Annotated in this window: 16 protein-coding genes and 2 pseudogenes; 7 read left to right on the forward strand and 11 right to left on the reverse strand. The window is 29.9% G+C overall.

Translation table 11 applies throughout. The annotated features are described in order from the left end of the window. Positions 1-126: pseudogene (locus tag ACYIAL_RS00005) on the forward strand (IS5/IS1182 family transposase); the annotation flags it as partial. A 21-nt stretch (positions 127-147) separates the two neighbouring features. On the opposite strand, the gene ACYIAL_RS00010 reads toward ACYIAL_RS00005, so the two are convergent. Then, the gene (locus ACYIAL_RS00010) at positions 148-1,113 is read right to left on the reverse strand and encodes a glycosyltransferase family 8 protein (protein WP_174796064.1); all 966 of its coding nucleotides are present in this window, start codon (positions 1,111-1,113) and stop codon (positions 148-150) included. Between the two features lie 150 nt (positions 1,114-1,263). Between ACYIAL_RS00010 and ACYIAL_RS00015 the strand changes: the two genes are divergently transcribed. Both ACYIAL_RS00015 and ACYIAL_RS00020 read left to right on the forward strand, forming a co-directional pair. Continuing rightward, a complete protein-coding gene (locus tag ACYIAL_RS00015; protein WP_174796063.1) occupies positions 1,264-2,241 on the forward strand; it encodes a glycosyltransferase family 8 protein in 978 nt (325 codons plus the stop codon). 19 nt (positions 2,242-2,260) lie between these two features. Next, positions 2,261-3,328 carry a glycosyltransferase family 2 protein gene (locus ACYIAL_RS00020; protein WP_174796062.1) on the forward strand — a complete coding sequence of 356 codons (1,068 nt, stop codon included), beginning with the start codon at positions 2,261-2,263 and terminating at the stop codon, positions 3,326-3,328. Between the two features lie 35 nt (positions 3,329-3,363). Here ACYIAL_RS00020 and msbA (ACYIAL_RS00025) read toward each other — a convergent pair whose 3' ends face one another. The 10 genes and pseudogenes from msbA (ACYIAL_RS00025) to ACYIAL_RS00070 all read right to left on the reverse strand — a co-directional run bounded on the left by msbA (ACYIAL_RS00025) (position 3,364) and on the right by ACYIAL_RS00070 (position 15,808). Continuing rightward, entirely contained in the window at positions 3,364-5,136 is a 1,773-nt protein-coding gene (gene msbA / locus ACYIAL_RS00025; protein WP_483750611.1) for a lipid A ABC transporter ATP-binding protein/permease MsbA, read from the reverse strand. A 26-nt stretch (positions 5,137-5,162) separates the two neighbouring features. Continuing rightward, complete coding sequence (gene msbA / locus ACYIAL_RS00030) at positions 5,163-6,899, reverse strand: lipid A export permease/ATP-binding protein MsbA (protein ID WP_174796060.1); 1,737 nt, start codon at positions 6,897-6,899, stop codon at positions 5,163-5,165. 101 nt (positions 6,900-7,000) lie between these two features. After that, positions 7,001-8,098, reverse strand: coding sequence for a glycosyltransferase (locus tag ACYIAL_RS00035; RefSeq protein WP_174796059.1), 1,098 nt, complete (start codon positions 8,096-8,098; stop codon positions 7,001-7,003). A gap of 286 nt (positions 8,099-8,384) precedes the next feature. Continuing rightward, on the reverse strand, positions 8,385-10,559 hold the full coding sequence (locus ACYIAL_RS00040; protein WP_174796058.1) for a glycosyltransferase: 2,175 nt from the start codon (positions 10,557-10,559) through the stop codon (positions 8,385-8,387). 12 nt (positions 10,560-10,571) lie between these two features. Then, the gene (locus tag ACYIAL_RS00045) at positions 10,572-11,378 is read right to left on the reverse strand and encodes a glycosyltransferase family 32 protein (protein ID WP_174796057.1); all 807 of its coding nucleotides are present in this window, start codon (positions 11,376-11,378) and stop codon (positions 10,572-10,574) included. Positions 11,379-11,397: 19 nt separating this feature from the next. Continuing rightward, positions 11,398-12,321, reverse strand: coding sequence for a glycosyltransferase family 2 protein (locus ACYIAL_RS00050; RefSeq protein WP_174796056.1), 924 nt, complete (start codon positions 12,319-12,321; stop codon positions 11,398-11,400). A gap of 236 nt (positions 12,322-12,557) precedes the next feature. Further along, a pseudogene (locus tag ACYIAL_RS00055) lies at positions 12,558-13,472 on the reverse strand (sigma 54-interacting transcriptional regulator); the annotation flags it as partial. 307 nt (positions 13,473-13,779) lie between these two features. Further along, on the reverse strand, positions 13,780-14,823 hold the full coding sequence (gene nagZ / locus ACYIAL_RS00060) for a beta-N-acetylhexosaminidase (protein WP_483750612.1): 1,044 nt from the start codon (positions 14,821-14,823) through the stop codon (positions 13,780-13,782). Then, the gene (locus ACYIAL_RS00065) at positions 14,824-15,453 is read right to left on the reverse strand and encodes a hypothetical protein (RefSeq protein ID WP_483750613.1); all 630 of its coding nucleotides are present in this window, start codon (positions 15,451-15,453) and stop codon (positions 14,824-14,826) included. Between the two features lie 7 nt (positions 15,454-15,460). Next, positions 15,461-15,808 carry an HIT domain-containing protein gene (locus tag ACYIAL_RS00070; protein WP_174796052.1) on the reverse strand — a complete coding sequence of 116 codons (348 nt, stop codon included), beginning with the start codon at positions 15,806-15,808 and terminating at the stop codon, positions 15,461-15,463. 479 nt (positions 15,809-16,287) lie between these two features. On the opposite strand from ACYIAL_RS00070, the gene rpsF reads away from it, so the two are divergent. Genes rpsF through rplI form a run of 4 tightly spaced genes read left to right on the forward strand, consistent with a single transcriptional unit; the run spans position 16,288 to position 17,667 of the window. Beyond that, positions 16,288-16,671, forward strand: a complete 384-nt coding sequence (gene rpsF / locus ACYIAL_RS00075; RefSeq protein WP_065588737.1) for a 30S ribosomal protein S6 — start codon at positions 16,288-16,290, stop codon at positions 16,669-16,671. After that, positions 16,658-16,963: a primosomal replication protein N gene (gene priB, locus ACYIAL_RS00080; RefSeq protein ID WP_483748516.1), complete on the forward strand. Its 306-nt coding sequence runs from the start codon at positions 16,658-16,660 to the stop codon at positions 16,961-16,963. The genes rpsF and priB overlap by 14 nt, the downstream gene beginning before the upstream one ends. Positions 16,964-16,967: 4 nt before the next feature. After that, positions 16,968-17,195 (forward strand): 30S ribosomal protein S18, encoded by a 228-nt coding sequence (gene rpsR / locus ACYIAL_RS00085; protein WP_025314965.1) that lies wholly within the window; start codon positions 16,968-16,970, stop codon positions 17,193-17,195. Positions 17,196-17,217: 22 nt separating this feature from the next. Further along, the gene (gene rplI, locus ACYIAL_RS00090) at positions 17,218-17,667 is read left to right on the forward strand and encodes a 50S ribosomal protein L9 (RefSeq protein WP_065639166.1); all 450 of its coding nucleotides are present in this window, start codon (positions 17,218-17,220) and stop codon (positions 17,665-17,667) included. Positions 17,668-17,754 lie beyond the last annotated feature (87 nt).

The raw sequence follows: 17,754 nt of genomic DNA on the forward strand, positions 1-17,754 counted from the left end.
GAGAATGCCTTTGCTAGAATCAAGCAATATCTTTCAATATCAACTAGATATGATAAGTTAGAAAGGAATTATGCCAGTATGGTATCACTGGCATTTATGTTAATGTGGCTGCCAATGTATTGTTGAGCAATTTATGTACAGAAAAGATCAACAGCCCCTAAACAAATAAAGATAATAGAACTTTAATGCTATGGCAATTCTTCCTTCTTTTAAGCTGAATTTAGCATAATGACGTAACCAAGATTTTTTTAAGGCTAGAGGGCGTTTAGTAGTTTTCCAAGGGGATAACTTAAAGTATATTTTAAATAATTCAGAATTAAATGTTTGGTACCATGGTTTATATCCTGAAACGTAATGCAATAATACAGTATATGGTGCAATTGACTGTTCTTCTTTACAGGAAATTGAAATTTGAATCTTAGTATTATATTTAATTGGTAAAAGTAGAGTTTTATTTTCTAATAAAATATTTAAAACATCTTGATCAGCAAAACGATAAACATTTCCATCATTTATCATATTCATGCACTGTTCGGTCAAATTGTTTATCGCCCATTGTTTAGTATTTATAAGTAAAACACCTGCATTAAAATATTTTTCTGAGTCAATTAAGTATAAATCTTTTATAATATTTTTCATTACATTATCATCAGGTATGACACCAGCGATATTATCCTTTAATTCTGTATTGTATAATGTGTCGATTCGTTTTAAACATAAAATATCACTATCAATATACAAGAATTTTTCTGTTTCATCTTTCAATACATCAGGAATGATAAATCTAACACACGACATTGCAGATAAATAGCCTAAAACTAATGTCTTTGAATTAATTCGAAAATTACTGTTGAGATAATATATTTTTATTGTAGTTGTTGTACTTACCAAATGTTTGAATTTTTCCAAATTAGCAGGGGATATTTGATCTATAAACAGATGAAAGCATAAATGTATATCAGGATTATTGCAGATAACTGAAGAAATAGTGACGCCTGCTGGCATTGCATAATTATCGTCGAATGCTAATGCTATGTGCATCATATCTAAATTTTCTTTTTCTAATTCTTTAAAAACCTGAATTTCACTGATATATTTATTTAAGTTAAACATTTATTACTTTTAGTTAAAGGACTTTCCTTTATTCTAAATAAAATATAGCCATGTGTAAATTTATTTAATCTTACTCAATTTTTTAATCTATATTTTAACAAGAATTAAATATATAATTAACCATATATTTTTAATATCTAAATTGTCTACATGTTTAACGTTAATAAATTTATTGATCAAATAAAACCCCTTTTTAATAATTATGATCCTAAATACTCAATACTTAATATTGCTTTAGGATTTGATGATAATTATGCAATCCCAGCGGGAGTTGCGATGTTATCGGTAATAAAAAACACGCCAAATTATAATCTAAATTTCCATTTATTTATTGATCAGGTCTCCGAAATTAATCTTGATAAATTCAAAGAATTAAGTAGCAATAACGTTTCAATTACACTCTATTATTTGAATAGTAATTTCATAATTAATCCTAAAACTTTAGTCTTACATATTGCTACAATATCAACGTGTATTCGTTTTATCATGCCAAAATTATTAGAAACAATAACTGATAAATTAATCTATCTTGATAGTGATATAATATGTTTACAATCATTAGCTCAAATAGCCGAATATAATATTGAAAATTATATTGCCGGAGTAGTCTGTGACACAAAAGATATGCAACAAACAATTAGCGAAATGTATCGTATCGATTCAACTAGATATTTTAATGCCGGCGTACTGCTAATAAATACAAAAAAATGGTGTGAAGAAAATATTTCAGAAAAAGCACTTGAGCTAATTAATGATGGAAACATATATAAATTCGCAGATCAAGACGTTTTAAATATTTTGCTAGAAAAGAAAACACTCTTACTTCCTATAAAGTTCAATACAAAAATTAAACTTTCAATTGATGCTCATCAAGAAAAAAGTATTAGGCCTTATACAGTAATTTTGCATTATATTTCACAAAATAAGCCTTGGTTTAAAGTCTATCAATCTGAAATCTTTGAGCATTATTTTCAATTATCACCATGGAAAAGTGATAATTTACCTTTAAGTGCAGATAGTTCGTCAATAAGAAATTATGCTAAATACTTAATGAAAAATAGAGCTTATTACAAAGCTATTTACTATTATGGGGTTTACTTAAAATATAAGTTATTCTTAAAAAAATAATTCTTAATAAAAATATTATATGATAAATAATAATGCTCCTATTTCGATAATTATACCTTGTTATAATGTAGAAAATTACATTGCTAATTGTCTAGACTCATTAATTCATCAAAGCTGTTTACCCGAAGAAATTATTTGCATAGATGATGGTTCAACTGATGACACACTGCTAATTATCCAAAAATATTCATCAAAATTCGACTATATAAAAATTATTCAACAAACTAATCAGGGGGTAAGTGTAGCTCGAAACAAAGGAGTAGAATTAGCAACTAGTGAGTATATCTTATTTATCGATTCAGATGATATTCTAAATACAAATCTATTGTATCAATTTGAATCATCATTAAAAGCCGAACCTAACTTAGATATATTTTACTTTGACTATACAACTTTTAAGATTAACGTACCCATAGATGCAGCAAATAAAATTATGGATATAGAACCAACAATTTTTAAATCGGGGACAGAATTACTAAATTATTTATTAGAAAAAGTCAATTACTCTGGTGTAGTATGGAGATATATATTTAAACGGCAGCTATTCACAGAAAAGTTTAGTGGAACTAATCATGAAGATCATCTGGTATCACTTGCTATTATGACTAACGCAAAAGCATCTTATTATTTTAATAATAAGAATGCACATTTCCACCGAGTCCGATCATCTTCGTTATCAAATCTATATATTGACAATATATATACAGAAACATTAAAAAATGTTTTAAAAAAGTGTATACAACAAATTAATGAGTTACCATTATCAAATAAAGCAAAACTCAATTATACTTTGGTTATGAATGTAACTTATTTAGAGACCATCTTAAGATCGAATATAATTAAACGAAAGCAAGAAAAAGATAATATAATTAAGGAATTAGGTTTATTGAAAATACTAATTCGCATTTATACAAACAATAAACCCAATATTATAAGAAATACTTTTTATATTTTAAAATTCGTAAAACAACATGACTGTTCTCTTTCAACGAAAAAGGCACTATTAAAATGCGTAATTACCAAACAATATCCAAAATTAGATATTAAAAACAATTACAGACAATATTCTTCATTAGATAAATTTTAGTAATTAATTATTAAATCTAAATGTGAAAAAATTAATTAGTCGTTAAAATTACCTTTATATAACTTTGTATACATGCCGTTCATGTTTAATAATTCGGAATGAGTACCTTTTTCAATAATTCTACCTTCATTCATAACTAGTATCTCATCTGCATTCTCAATAGTCGACAATCTATGGGCAATGACAATAGACGTTCTCCCCTTTTGTAATTCATCTAAAGCTTTTTGTATTGCTCGTTCTGATTCAGTATCTAGAGCAGATGTAGCTTCATCTAAAATAAGGATCGGGTTATCCCTTAATAAAGCTCGAGCTATTGCAATACGTTGACGTTGTCCTCCCGATAACAATACACCATTTTCGCCAACTAATGTGTTGAAGCCTTTATCAAACTGTTGTATAAAATCATAAGCGTTAGCTTTTTTGGCAGCATCTTCAATTTGATACTGGGAAAATTCACCGATCTTACCATATGCAATATTATTCGCAATTGTATCATTAAATAAATGGACATTTTGAGACACTAATCCAATCTGGTTTCTTAAACAGTACAAGGTAAAATCTTGTATATTTATACCATCAATTAAAATTTTACCTTGTGAAACGTCATAAAAACGAGTTAGTAAACTGGCTATCGTTGTTTTACCAGAGCCAGAATACCCCACTAAAGCAACGGTTTTACCAGCAGAAACAGAAAAACTAATATTTTGTAAAGCTAGCTCATGCCTAGTTTCATATCCAAATGATACGTTTTCAAAAGCAATATCCCCTTTTACTTTTTTAATATTTAAAGAACCTTTATCGTTTTCTATTGGCTGCTCTAATATAGCAAACAATGTTTGACAAGCAGCCATACCTTTTTGAAATCCAGCATTCACACTAGTTAAACTTTTTATCGGTTGCATTAACGCAACTAATGAAGAAAAAACAACTGTAAATTGACCTGGAGTAATATCTAAATCAGGATTGCTTGCTGTTAATAATACAAATGCAATTGCAAAAGAGATAACGACCTGAATTATTGGGGTAGATAATGCAGATATTGAAACCAATCGCATACCATCACGGCGAAATTTATTACTCACTTTATCAAAGTTTTTTGATTCTTCTTCTTGAGCACCAAATATAATAATTTCTCTATGCCCTTTTAACATTTGCTCAACAGACATAGTGACACTGCCCATAGAATTTTGCATGTTCTTTGCTAATTTTCTAAACTTTACAGAAATAAAGGCGATTAAACTAATCACAATTGGCGTAATAATAATCAAAGATAAAGATAGCTGCCAACTATTACTAAACATGGTATAAAATAATCCACAAATAAAAGCAGATTCACGTACAATCGTTATTAAAGCATCAGATGAAGAAGATGCAACTTGATCGGTATCATAAGTAATGCGAGATAATAATCGACCTGTGGAGTTTTGGTCATAAAAACTAACAGGGGCATCAACAAAATGACTAAATAGCCTCTGTCGAATTTTCATTACAATTTTTCCTGAAATCAATGAAAGGAAAATAGAATATCCATAATTTGCAATCCCTCGAAGTAAAACTAACCCAAAAATGTAAAAAGGTGCCATTAGTAAAAAATCTTGATCATTCATAGAAAAACCGCGATCAAGCAATGGTCGAAGTAACCCAATCAATGAGGTATCCGCAAAAGCACTAGCAATTAATAGAATAACAGACAAAAATAAAATAAACTTATGTTCTGCAATTAATGGCCATAGTTTTAAGAAGGTCTTCCATGTAGATGAGTCTTTATCTATATCATTTATATGATTTGGATTACTTTTTTTAGTCATATTATTCATTATCTATTTTAATTATTTCAAGAACACAATTGCATCTTATGCATTTGAGCATAAATTCCACCTAAATTGATTAATGATTGATGGCTTCCATCTTCAACAACTTTTCCATCATCAATAACTAAAATTCGATCTGCTTTTTCAATAGTAGATAGGCGATGAGCAATTATAATTGACGTCCGATTTTTTTGTAGTATTTCTATGGCATCTTGAACAAGTCGTTCAGACTCATTATCTAATGCTGAAGTAGCTTCATCAAAAATTAAAACCGGATTATCACGCAATAATACACGGGCGATTGCAATACGCTGTCGTTGACCACCAGATAACAAGATGCCATTATCACCGACCTGAGTATCAATACCTTTTTCCAACTTATCAATAAATTCAATTGCATTAGCTAGTTTTGCAGCTTTAATTATATCATCTCTACTATGCAGATTTTTTTCACCATAAGCAATATTTTCAGCAATTGTTCCATTAAATAAATGGACATTTTGAGAAACATAACCTATTTGCTTACGTAATGAGCTTAATGTATATTCTTTAATATTTACAGAATCTAACAATATTTCACCATGTGAAATATCATAAAAACGAGGAAGCAAACTCGCAATTGTTGATTTGCCTGCACCAGAGCGACCAACTAGTGCGATTGTTTGCCCTGCTTGTATTTTCAAAGAAATATTATTGAGTGCTGGTGTATGCCTAGTAGGATAAGTATAAGTCACATTCTTAAACTCAATATCCCCTTTAACTCTATCTGCAACAATAGAACCTTGATCATCTTCTAGTGGGGAGCTTAAAATATCGAATAATGATTCGCACGCAATTGCACCTTTTTGTAGTTCTACATGTAAGCTTGTTAGTTCTCGTAACGGGCGCATAACCGCAACCATTGCAGAAAAAACGACAGTAAAAGATCCCGGAGTAATATCTAAATTTTGGCTAGCAACTAAATAAAGTATAAAACCTAATCCTAAAGTAGCAACTAATTGGATGATAGGTGTAGATAATCTAGAAATAATTTCCATTTTTAGCATTCCACGCCTAACACAATCTGTGATGTAATTAAAATTGCGTTTTTCATACTCCCTAGCGTTAAAGATCAAAATTTCCTTATGTCCTTTTAACATTTCATCACTAGCTGTGGTAATTTGTCCCATCCCTTGTTGCATTGACGCAATTGTTTGTCGGAACTTTTTTGCAATAAATTGAGCAATAAAAATGATTAGAGGAACTAAAACAATCAGGACTGAAGCTAATTTCCAGCTTCCATATAACATAACTATGCACAATCCAATTGCATATGTTATCTCTCGAATAAGTATAATCAATGCATCAGAAGAAGCTTTTGATAGCATTTGAGTATTGAAAGTAATTACAGAAACAAGATCACCAACAGATTGCCTATCATGAAAACTTATAGGACTTTTGATTAAATGATTAAATATCATTATCCTAAATTTAGTTACTACCTTTCCTGATAGCCATGAAAGACAATAAGTTGATATGTAATTAGATAACCCTCTTAATAAAATCAAACCAATGATTGCAATAGCAATCGCAATTAAAAGGGAATAATTTTTTTCCATCAAACCATGATCAAGTAACGGTTTGGTAAGCGAGATTAAAGTTGCATCTGTAGCCGCATTGATTAAAAGCCCAACCACAGCAACAATTAATGCCTTTTTTAGTGGACAAATAAATGGCCATAATTTCTTTAATGTAGTAATTGAATTTAATTTTTGAGACATAATAAAGTATTTAAGAATAGAATTACTAAGTATTATACTATAAATAGCACCTTACTCGTTAATTTTATTGTAAGTCAAAATAAGATCAGTAAGTAATAAAATCAAAACCATAATTTATAACAGACTTGTATCAATTCTTTTTTTATTTTTATTTTAATACCTAAAAAACAAATAATATAATATTTATTTGCATCCCAAATACCTAACAAGCGTTGTTTCTTTGTTAAAAATAACTCATTTATTTTTCCTATTTTATGGTAGCACTTATCGGACAATAATATTAAATAACGATCATGAGGAAAATAAAAATTAAGATTAAATAAATTAACAATTTCAGTTGCTTTATTTAAAGCTAGTATCCGTTTATTCAGAGGAAGGCGACGCAAAGACTCATAAATATTTTGCTTAAATAAATCTCTTAATAAGGGTTTAAATCTCTCTTGCAACTTCCATTTAAACACAAAATTGAGCAAATATTCAAAGCCCAATAATGAATCTAATTCGTGTGATGTTTTATTATAAGTTTTACCTTTCTTATTATATTGGCTCATGATCGATCCATCTCTTATAAGATAATTATAAAATTTATCATTTACAAAAAAGGCGGAATTACACACCAAGGCATAAGACAAAAAAAATGGGTTATCTTCATACCAAAGTCCATCAGGAAATCTAATTTGGTATTTTTTTATTATTGAAAGTTTGTAAATTTTATTCCATACACAAACATCCATTTGTGCAATTACATCATGAGATAAATTAACTAAGCCTATACATTTATGTTCAAAATATTGCTCATCCTGAAATCGATTAACATGATTTTCTATAACAAGCCGAGTAGAGAAATAAACAAGATCTACTTTATTATTATTAAAATATAATAGTGAGTTTTCGTAAGCATTTGATTCAACAAAATCGTCTGAATCAACAAAAGTAATGTATTTTCCTTTGGCATGTTCAATCCCCACATTTCTAGCACAAGATAAACCGCCATTATTTTGATTAATAATTTTAATTCGTTTATCCGCATTTTGATATTTTTGCAAAATTGCAAATGAATTATCTGTGGAGCCATCATTAACACAAATAATCTCAATATTATCTATTGTTTGGTTAACAAGACTGTCTAAACATTTTTCTATATACATTTGTGTGTTATATACTGGAATAACAACCGAAAGGATTGGTAAACTACTCATTTTTTATTTTATTAGAAATCATTATAAATTAAATATTTTATCAGCATCCCATAAAATGGGCAAATTAGTTTTAGCGATAAAAATGATATCAACACTAATATGCAAATAGCTAATAAATTAACAATATAAAATGATACAAAAAACTATTGATGATTCCTAACTAAAGATTAGGACCGATAATAAGCCAAATGCAGTTAAAATCCATCATATAATTAACTACATTTTGCTAATTTTCAAATCATATAAAAAAGTAATTTTTTAAAAGTTATTAAATATAAAAAAGATATCAATGATAGATGTTCTTTATCTTAAGAAGGTAATCAATTCCTTCTTCAATTTCACAAATAGTTTGAGTTTCAGGATTAACATAATTACAGTAAAGAATATATGAAATATAAAATAATTCTTCTATAGAAAGTTTTCTTTTTCTCCGAGGTAGTGAAATTTTATCAATTGTTAATCCCCATCCTGCATAAAAAGGAATTCCATAAACATATACGAGCTTACCACACATTAATGCATCTAAACCTATCATATCATTATGTACATGAACTTCATCCATTTGATTTACTAAATCAAATGGATGAGTGTCATGATGTTCAAAATATTTTATAGTTAAATCCGACTCTAAATTAGCTAATATACTTTTGTAGCGTTTTAACTGCTTCTCACAGCAATTAATAGAAAATTTAATCACTATATTCGCATTTGGATTATTACAAATAACTTCATTAAGCATATCTTCAAAGGAGTAATTCACTTTACAAAATTTTTTATAAATTTCATGTTCAGATTGAACAACAAGTATGTTTTTTTTATGCTTTTCTTTATAAATATTAGAGAGGCTTTTAAAATTATTATATTTGGATATTTTTTCTTTAACGATTTTGTTAATAATATTTCTAGATCTCAGTAACTGCTTTTCATTAACAAATTCTGTATTTAAAAGTTCTTCTAGATCTGTTGCCACATTACCATCATTAAAATAACCTCGGCTGTCTAAAACAAATGAAATAGCAGAACAAAAGGTAGGCATTGCTGAACCATAAGGAGGTAAGATGTTACTTATAAAACCAGTGTATATATAATAAAATAATTTATTTTCCTCTACAGCAATTTTTACCATTTCCAAAATATCTTGATTTTCAAATGAAAATACTGCATTAGATTTATCAATATCATCTGTTAAATTAGCTACAACAGATAAATTTTCAAAATAATACTTAAATTGATTTAAATTCATTTGATTAAAGAAAATTAAATTATTTTTATTAGATAAAAAATTTCCTTTTTTTTGTTTTAAAATACTTGGAACAAGTATTTGTTGTAACTTTGACAATTCATTATATAAATTATTAAACTTATCATTTGTTTCTTTTGAAATCTTTTCCAGTTTGTTTTTAGATTTTTTCCTTTTAATTTTTAATCCTAATAAACATAAAGTAGTGCTACTTGACGAATGATATAAACCAAATAAACGTTGCTTTCTTGTGATATACTCAAGATATTTAATTTTATAATATTTTTTTTTCGATAGCGCTCTGAAAAAACGATTTCTAGGAAATAAAGAGATTAAAGAAAATTTGTTGACTATATTTGTCGATTTTTTTAACACACTCTCAATGTTTTTATGTGATGAATGATTTATTTCATCCCAAAAAATTCGTTCAAAAAACTTTTCTAATATAAAAACCACTTTATAAAATAAATTCCATTTAAAAATGAAAGTTAAAAGTTCTTCGAAACACAATAATCTATCTAACTCATGATTTAATTCATTAATTTTAGATTTAGAAAGTTTTAAAGTTAAATTCATAATTGAATTTTTTCTACTTAGGTAGTTATGAAGTTTTTCAGGCATAAAGTATGCAGAATTACACATTAATGCATATGACCAAAAAAAAGGATTATCTTCATATAGTTTACCTTCTGGAAATCTTATATGATAATCTTGGATAATCGAAAGTTTGTATATTTTATTCCATGCACAAACATCTAAAAATTGGATAACGTAACTTGTTAATTTAACTAAACCACTAAATTTATGTTGAAAATAATCTTGATTATAACGTTCACAATCATTATCTTCCATTATCAGATTTGTTGAAAAATGCACAAAATCTACTTCATCACTAACAAATCGCGATAAGGCTAACTCATATGCGTTATTTTCAACATAATCATCAGAATCTAAAAAAGTAACAAAATGACCATTAGCATGATCAATTCCCATATTTCTTGCTGATGATAACCCACCATTGGTTTTATTAAGAATTTTGATTCGGGAGTCTTTATTTGCATATTCTTTTAGAATAAGATGTGAATTGTCTTTAGAACCATCATTAATACAGATAATTTCAATATCCTTTAAAGTTTGGTTAATTAGACTATCCAAACATTTTTTCAAAAATTTTTCTGTATTATAAACAGGCACTATAACAGTCAATTTAGGTTGCAACATTGAGTATCCTATTTAAACAATAATAAATGCATATTTCTTTTTCTTAAATGAAAACGAAATTAATATTTTATTTGGTATTATTTCTTTATTCAATCTAACAAATTGTATTTTTTTGTTAATCCGAAATTTGACTTTAAATGGTTTTTTAACCTTGATTGGAATAGTTACATTATCAGTATCATCTTTCCAAGAAACATAGAACTGGTGAACACAATAGTTTAAGTATCCTTCTATTTCTTCACAAAAATAATGTGATGGAAAAATAATTTCTTTAGGAGAAATTTTTAAAGTATTAAATTTATCAAATGGTTCAGCAACTAAATTTTTATTTTTTAAAATAGTCGTAATTCGCTCAACATTAGTTGTAAGATCTACTTCACCATTTTTAATAAAACTATCATGCTCATACGTATCTAAAATTTCTTTAATAAAATCATTACACTTAGATGCCCCTAATGTTGCAGTTGAAATAGGGTGAATTATTCCTCTCCAATTCTCATAACAAGAAAAGAACTCCAATCCTAAAAAATAATCAAAAGAATCAAAGCTCTGAGATAAAGTAATATCTGTGTCTAAATATATACCACCTTCAGTCCATAAGGCATATATTCTAAAATAGTCAGATACAAAGGCAAATTTCCTTGTTTGGTAGGCTTCTTTAACATACCGATTGTTGTTTGCTAAATGAAGGTGATTATCATTCCATTCTACAAATTTATAACCAGGAAGTTTCTTTTTCCAATTAGCTATATTATCTAAAACTTTTTTTGGTTTAGGATTATCGCCAAACCAACAGTAATGAATTATTTTAGGAATCATGGTAAATAAAAAGACCTCATCATTTTTTAAAATAACTAAACAAGAAAATACTTAAAGAGAAACCGTATATTCTTTTCATGTAATATTTTGGTAAATTTGAATGTGTTAATAAGTTTAACAATGTTTCTTTAGTAACATTTCCACCCCATTGTAAATGCTTTCTAATCATAAAAAAAATAGCATTATACTTAGAAACATTAAGTTTCTTATTAAACATATATTGTAATATTGAATAAATTACTTTAGCTCTATCGATATTATTTCTTGTTTGCACTTCTGGATCAGGATTATTGCATTGAGAATTTTGATTAAGTTTATTATAGATATAATACGTTTTTTTTGTATAAACTAACTTTTGAGAATTAATTAAATATAATGAATTAAAATAAAAATCCTCAGCAAATCCAAAATAATTATCAGACTCAAGGAATTTAAGGCTAAGCTTTCTAATTTTACTTAAATTATACAATTTAGCATAAGGAGCAGGAAAAGAATCAATGCTTAACATATAAATGATCTCTTTCGTTTTATTTAATGATAAAGTTTCTTGCTCAAAAAAAAAGCTTTTAACTAATCCTTCATGGTTTTGATGATAAATATCACAAAATACGCAATCCACTCCATCTTTATACATTTTAATTAGCTCTTCAAAATAATTATTGGGTATAATATCATCAGAATCAATAAATGTAAGTAATTTACCACTTGCTTTATCGATACCCAAATTTCTAGCTTTATGCGATCCCCCATTCTTTTGATAAAAATACTTTATTCTTGAGTCAAACCTAAACTGCTCACAAATAGCTCTTGTAGAATCAAAACTACCATCATCAATTATAATTAATTCGTAATCAATAAAAGATTGAGAAAGTATACTATTTATACAAGAATAAGCATACTTTTCTGAATTATACATGGGCAAAACAACTGAAAGTAATGTCATATTTATTCCTAAACATTTATAAACACTTTACCAATCTACTTAAACCCAACAGCAAAGAAATAAAAAACCAAGGAAAGATCATGTTTATTATTTTTACAAATAATAAACTATTTTATAAAGAGTAATAAGCTTAAGTCAATATAATTAAAAATATAAGTAAATTTAAAAAATAACTTTTTAATTAAATTCAGTATTAAGCTTAATAAAATTCCACAACATCAATGATGTAAACAAACCTACCGCCCTATCCCATAATCCCTTAACTTATTCGCAATCGCTGTATGCGATACACCTAATCTTTTAGCCAGTTTTCTTGAACTTGGGTATTGGCCATATAATTTTAATAAGATTTCTTTCTCAAATTGTTTTGTCATTTCATCAAGGGTTTTATTTTCAATATTGCTCACCCATGATAATTGCGATGTGGTTGAAGTTGGTAACATAACATCTTTGACAGTTAATATCGGCGAGGTTAATTGCGCTAATGCTGAATAGAGGATATTTTTTAGTTGTCTTACATTCCCGGGCCATGAGTAACCGCTCAAATAATCAATCACATTATTATCAATCCTTGGCGGTGTAATGCCTTGTTTATTGGCAAACTCATTAACAAAAATGTCAGTGAGTAGTGCAATATCCTCTTTACGTTCTTGCAAAGAGGGTAAATTAAGCGATAGCACGTTGAGTCTGTAATAAAGATCTTTTCTAAATTTACCTTGTTCGACCAACTCGGCTAAATCGACTTTTGTAGCGCAAATAATTCTTACATCAACATAGACTTCATTATCATCGCCCACACGACGAAAATAACCATCATTAATAAAACGAAGTAATTTGGTTTGCATTTGAAAAGACATCTCATCAATGCCATCAAGCAACACTGAACCACCATTGGCTTGCTCAAAAAAGCCTTTTTTGCTCTCAATTGCTCCAGGGTAGGCACCTGCTGCATGTCCATATAATTCACTTTCGACCACTTCATCGGGCATGGCTGCACAGTTTAATGCTAGAAAGGTCTGATCACCGCGAGAGCTATATTGATGGCAAGCATTAGCCAATAAATCTTTACCTGTGCCAGTTTCACCAGATATTAATAATGGTTCGCGTTGCATAGAAAAAGCTTTAGCTTGAGCAATGAGCTTTTGCATAACCAAACTTTGGGTAGCAAAAATATCAAAAGCATGCTCCCCCACTACTTTGATTTTTGATAATCGTTTTTTGAGATAATCAATTGATTGTAAAATAAATAGGGTTTTAGACGATCCTATCACTCTTTGCAATAAAAAATGCTGAGAGTTTAAAACAATGATTGTATTATCTTGTTCATCTATATTGATTGTATTATCAAGATTGAAGATCTTTTGATAATCAAATGGTTGATTTAATACTAAAACATAATCAGAAAATAACGCCTTAGCGACATCATTATACGCAACCAGAAGTTGGTTATTATCAATTTCAATGATTGCAACTTGCATAGTTTGCCCACTTTTCACTAAGTTTTACTAAATTATCACGTCGATGTTGCCACTCACAGCTTTTCGTTAATTCTGAATAGGTCATTTTTGTATTGGTTAGTAAACGTTTTGCTTTATCTGATGTTAAAGGATGAACCTTATCTAACGCTGTTAATTGATCTAAAATAGCTAACGCCCCTTGCCGGTTATTACAAGCCAAAAGCAGATCACAGCCTGCGGATAATGCCGCTTGCGCTCGCTCGGCATAATTGCCCATTATTGAAGCACCTTCCATTGATAAATCATCAGAAAAGATGACACCATCAAAATGCAATTGCTCGCGAAGTACTGTTTTAAGCCAATACGATGAACCACTAGCCGGTTTATTATTAAAAGCAGGATAGATAACATGAGCAGGCATAATCGCATCGAGTTTTTTATCAGCAATAAGCTTAGCAAATATTTGCATATCATGTTCAATCAACGATTTTTCACGATCATCAATGGGTGTTTCTTTATGCGAGTCAGCAATTACATGACCATGTCCCGGAAAATGTTTGCCCGTTGTTTTCATACCTGCTGCATGCATACCATCAATCATAGCAGAAGCAACTTGATAAGCGATATTAGCATCTTGATGAAACGAACGAGTACCAATAGCTAAGCAGTCATGACCTAAATCTAAAACAGGTGCATAGCTAAGATCGATATCAAAGGCGATGAGTTCCATAGCAAGTACCCAACCAGCATCAAAAGCTAATGACTTAGCTTGCTCTAGATTATTAAGCACCGCAAAAGATTGTGCAGGAGGAATCGTTGTAAAACCATGCCTAAAGCGTTGAACACGCCCACCTTCATGATCGACCGAAATTAATAAACGCTGTGAAGAAGCCGCTCGAATCTGTTTTATCAATGCCATTAATTGAGCTTGATCTTGATAATTACGACTAAATAAAATCACTCCTGCAACTAGTGGATGTTTCAAAAGCACTTTATCTTCATCGGTTAATGAAGTGCCTTCGACATCAATCAATAATGGTCCCATTTATTCATGTGCCTCTGAAACATTATCTTTATTGGTATTTTGTTGTGAAGGGAAGTCTTTCGATGTTACTCTTGTTAAGATTTCTCCGTTTTGTGTTGATAGCAATTCAACTGAAAGGTTAGCATCATTACTATCAGTTGGTGCTTTATATATAGTTGTAAATAGCACATATCCAGCATTGATTGATTTAGCTAGCCCTATCATCTTACCACGTGACACAAACTTATCATCAGCCGAAATACCTAACGCTTGTTTAGCTTGGTTGGTTGACTGCTTATTGACAACTGTAAACATATTTTGTTTATTCATCAATTGATGTAATGCGTCATCAATTTGATTTGTTACAAGATAATCACCACTACGATTTTGAATGTCACTAATTAAAATAATTTTATTGTCATTATTTGAAAGTGACACGTGTAATATTTTATTTACAAATGGTGATAATATAGTGTTCCAATCAGTTTGTTTAACGATCTGAGGAGGTGTTTCAATCACTCCAGTATCATCTGGTTCAGTGACATCAACGGGTGGTTTTACTTCAACTTTTTGGGTATGACTAATAAGATGACAACCCGCTAATACACAAGTCATTGCACTAATAACAAATAGACGTTTTATCCGTTTCATATAATAGTTAACCTACTAATCGACCTAAGTTTTTGCCACCTAATAAATGCATATGAATATGAAAGACTTCTTGCCCTGCATCTTTATTACAATTCATGATTAAACGATATCCGCTTTCATCAATGCCTTCTTGTTTTGCAATTTTAGCTGCGACAATCATCATATGCCCTAATAACGTTTCGTCTTGTTCAGTGATATCATTTATGGTTGGAATAAGTTTGTTAGGAATAATTAAAATATGTGTTGGCGCTTGAGGAGAAATATCTCGAAATGCGGTCACTTTGTCATCTTGAAAAACGATATCGGAAGGGATTTCTCTTCGAATAATTTTGCTAAAAATAGTTTCCTGAGCCATCAAACTTCTCCTTTTATACAAACGTCTATGCGTAAAATTGATATATACTGACAAGCATAACACATTTTAATAGCAAAAATGTATAGAAATCGTTACATATTTAAAATACATTTTTATATAAAAAACGCCAAAAACTGTGTAAATTTTATTTATTATTTAAATGATATGCATAGTTTGTAAAATAGTTAACCAACACCTTAAAAACACTCAGGTATACAACTGATTATATTCATCTTTTATATTTTACGTTCCAGATATAATATGAAGCTATATCTTCTGTTAAAAACTAAGATAAAACAGAAGTTTCCTTCATAAAAAAGTAAAACAAGTCCTCAAATCAACTGATTATATTCATTTGTCAAATATGATAAGTTGATATATAATGCCCCGTCGATTTCAACCGCCTATTTTCATGTTCCTTGCTTTCAATGGGTTGCGGTTGCCCCGACAGAAAGCTGATTAATCCGTAGGGAGCGATAATGCGTCATTACGAAATAGTATTTATGGTTCACCCAGACCAAAGTGAACAAGTGCCAAGTATGATTGAACGTTATACTGGTACGTTAACCACTGATGGTGGCAAAATCCATCGTCTAGAAGATTGGGGTCGTCGTCAATTAGCCTATCCTATCGAAAAACTGCACAAAGCACACTATGTGTTAATGAATGTTGAAGCAACTCAAGAAGCTGTTAATGAGCTTGAAGATAACTTCCGTTTCAATGATGCAGTAATTCGCAGTTTAATTATGCGCACCAAACACGCTGTAACTGAAACTTCACCTATGTTAAAAGCGAAAGATGAGCGTCGTAGCTCTGAAGAAGATTTTAACGAAGCAAACATGGACGATGATTCCGACGAATAATCGTTTAGTGTTATCGGGTATTGTAAAAAAAACACCGATACGAAAAATCAGTCCAAGTGGGATTTCGCATTGTCAATTTTATTTAGAACATGTTTCTGAGCAGATTGAAGCAGAACTCACAAGGCAAGCATGGTGCATCATGCCTGTAATTGCTAGTGGACAACAAGAGTTAAGTTACGTAAAAAAAGGCAGTAGAGTTTTAGTTGGTGGATTTATAAGTACCCACACTAAACGTAATCAAACAAGCCAACTTGTTTTACATGCTGACCAAATTAAACTATTAGGAGAATAGCCAAATGGCACGTTATTTCCGTCGTCGCAAATTCTGCCGTTTTACTGCAGAAGGCGTTAAAGAAATTGATTATAAAGATGTTTCTTTATTAAAAAGCTATATCACAGAAAGTGGTAAAATTGTACCAAGCCGTATTACTGGTACAAGTGCAAAATATCAACGTCAATTAGCTCGCGCTATCAAACGCGCTCGTTACTTGGCATTATTACCATACACTGACAACCATCAGTAATTAGCAACAGAGGGAACATATAATGCAAATTATTCTACTCGATAAAGTTGCTAATTTAGGCAGCTTAGGTGATCAAGTTAATGTTAAAGCGGGTTATGCGCGTAACTTTTTGATTCCACAAGGTAAAGCAGTAGCAGCGACTAAAAAGAATATCGAATTTTTTGAAGCTCGTCGTGCTGAATTAGAAGCAAAACTTGCTGAGACATTAAAAGCCGCTGAACAACGCGTTGCTGAAATTAATGCACTTGGTAAAGTCACTATCACTTCTAAAGCTGGTGATGAAGGCAAATTATTCGGTTCAATCGGTACTCGTGATATCGCAGATGCAGTTAAAGCTCGTGGTATTCAAGTATCAAAAAGCGAAGTTCGCCTGCCAAATGGTGTACTGCGTACTACTGGCGAACACGAAGTGTTCTTCCAAGTACACAGTGAAGCTTTTGCTAAAGTTATTGTTGAAATTATTTCTGAATAATTATCACTCAATACAAATAAAAAAACCCGTTAATAAAACGGGTTTTTTTATTATCTATTTTCGGTACAATAACAAGCCAAATAAAAA

It is taken from the genome of Gilliamella sp. X-57 (assembly GCF_057063565.1).